This window comes from Sutterella sp. AM11-39, assembly GCF_003472385.1.
Classification (GTDB): Bacteria; Pseudomonadota; Gammaproteobacteria; order Burkholderiales; family Burkholderiaceae_F; genus Duodenibacillus; species Duodenibacillus intestinigallinarum.
In genome coordinates, this window is record NZ_QRLV01000024.1 from 1 (window position 1) to 2,724 (window position 2,724).

Annotated in this window: 1 protein-coding gene; it reads left to right on the forward strand. The window is 47.6% G+C overall.

The genetic code is table 11. The features are described 5' to 3' along the window. Positions 1-223 precede the first annotated feature (223 nt). Positions 224-2,401, forward strand: coding sequence for an autotransporter outer membrane beta-barrel domain-containing protein (locus tag DW133_RS09925; protein WP_118276497.1), 2,178 nt, complete (start codon positions 224-226; stop codon positions 2,399-2,401). The last annotated feature ends 323 nt before the right edge of the window (positions 2,402-2,724 follow it).

Sequence of the window (2,724 nt, forward strand, 5' to 3'; positions counted from 1 at the left end):
CTGATTTGCTCGAACGTGGATATCCCGCTACCGAACCGCCCCGTGGTGTCGCTAGACAGTCCCGTGGGGAGGTAGATTCTCGAGGTGTTTACCCACACTTATGCACGAAGAGCCAAAATTTGACAGGACCTCGGAGGGGGGGCACAATAGCCGCGCGCACAAAGTTTATGTTTTCAACTTTAAGGCGCTTTCCAACAGTGTATGACCAAAAGAGAGGTACCTCATGTACATGAAACCAATCGCAGCTCTTGCAGCAGCCGTAGTATCAATAGCTTTTACCCCTGCCGTTTCTGCCGAGCCGATAAAATCGCAAATTTTGGCAGACGGTTCATCTGATGATAATAAAGTAAAAAGAGTCGAAGGACAAGAGATTGTAATTAATGTTGATGACTCTGTGGGAGACGCTGTATTAGCCACGAAAGGCGGCAAAGTATACATTGGTAACGATCAAACACAAAATGTCGTCATTAATTCAACTGCGACCTCTGATGCAATCAGTGCTTTTACCCCTAACGGTCGTAGCGGTCAGGGTAATCTTGTTGAAATTAAAGCTCAAAACTCAGTACAGATTACATCAAGCAGCGTTGGTATTTGGGCTCAATCAAATACTCAAGAGGTTCAAGCTCCTGTAGATGCTGCAACCGTTTCGATTACAGCAGATAATATTTCAATAAACTCTGCAGGTTCGTCAATTATTGCTTTTTCAAACAGTACTGTTAACTTGAATGCAAATCGCATCGAGCTGACTGCGAATGAGGGCAAAGGAACAGCGATTGATGTTCGTGGTTACTCAACAGTAAACATTGGCAATGAGACCTCAACTGTAATCATCAATGGAGACATCGGGTTTGAAACACCCGGCAAACATGAGAATAGTGGAACGATCATTGATGCGTACGTTAATGTGTACCTCAATGGTTCAGACTCCGAGTGGAATGGCAACGTCTATGCACTCTATCCGAAAGATGCGGAGTCGGATGGCAAGGATAATCCCGCTTTAGTTTCGTCTTCGAATCTAAAGGTTACTCTTGCGAATGGCGCTCAATGGACACCTAGAACCATCAATGAATCCGACCAAACTACGGGTCAAGGCGTACAAGTACATAAAAAATATCAAGCTCTTAATAATTTGACGCTTAACAACGGCATTATCAACCTTACGGAAAATAGCTCCCAAGTTGTTAAAGTCGAGAAGCTGAGTGGCACTGGCGGCACTATCAATTCGGTCGTCACAAAAGACGAAGTTGGTAATCTGTCTTCTGCCAAAATCGAAATAGGAACCGTTACGAAGCTCGAAGGAGATCAAACGCCTACGATGAGCGTCAGCTATCAGGGAGTCACATCAGATGAGCTCACTGAAGATAATGTAAAGAACCTCAGCGCGGTAACAGTTGATTCTACGGGAGGCGAAGAATCGCATCTCCAAACTGTTGAAACTGTCAAGGAAGGCGATCTCAAAGGAGCTTGGACTCGTAATAACGGCGAAGGTGCTGGCTCCTATACCGAAAACACGAAGCTCGCCGACTTCAGCTCAATAAGTGCCATGTCTTTGGTTCAGTGGCGCAACGAGATCAACCATCTCACCAAGCGCTTGGGCGATATTCGTGCCTCTGAATCCACCATCGGCGCATGGGCTCGCGTTTACGGCGGCGCTTCCGAGTGGGGTGAAAACAGTGCTATCGAAATGGACCACACCACGATTCAGGTTGGCGGCGATTACCGCGTCAATCCGAACTGGATCGTCGGTGCCGCTTTCTCCTACACGGATTCGGATGCCGATCTTGTAAATGGTCAGGCCGAAGGTGAATCCTACAGTCTTGCTGCCTATGCCACATACATGGCTGACAACGGTTCCTACCTCGACATGATTGCCCGCTACGGATATCTCAAGAATGACATCACAGCCGGCAACATGATCCTGGATACAAGCAACAATGCCTTTAGCGTTTCCCTGGAAGGCGGCCACATGTTCCGCTTCATGGAAGACCGCGCCTATATCGAACCGCAGATTGAATTGACCTACGGATTTGTGGCTGGTGATGATGCAACAGCCGCCAACGATGTTCGCATCGAACAGGATGACTACCAGAACCTGATTACGCGCGTGGGCGTTCGTACTGGCTTTGACTTCCCGGAAAAAGCTGGCACGATCTACGCGATGCTTTCCTACTCGTATGACTTCCTGGGCGACGCTGACGGCACAGCATCTGGCACGACTGGCAACGGTTATGAGTCAGTCGCCTTGCGCGAAGACCTTGGTGGCGGCTGGGTGAGTTACGGCATTGGTGCACAGTTCCGTTTGGGCGACAACGCCTTTGCGTATGGCGAACTTGAACGCACCTCGGGCGGCGACATTGATAATCCTTATCTGTTCAATGTTGGTTTCCGATATAACTTCTAAGACCACAAAAGCACCTTCTCAAACGCTCAGCTATTGAGATGGGAAAGAGGAGCGCAGAACACGGTTGCAGTGCCTGCGCTCTTTTTTCTTATCAACACAGTGGCACAATATTTGATTTAACAAAGACTCTCTGTCCTCTCTAAAATTTTCCTAACCTATCGGCATATCGATTGAATCTAAAGAGGTTAATTGAACTTCACAAAACGCCCTCCACCTAACCAGAATTTTGAAAGTTCCAAAAACTGCAGTCGGAAGCTGAAATAAAAAAAATGAGGCTTCGGGCATATCTGTGGGTAGTGGATGTGCCCGAATCTTACGCAAAG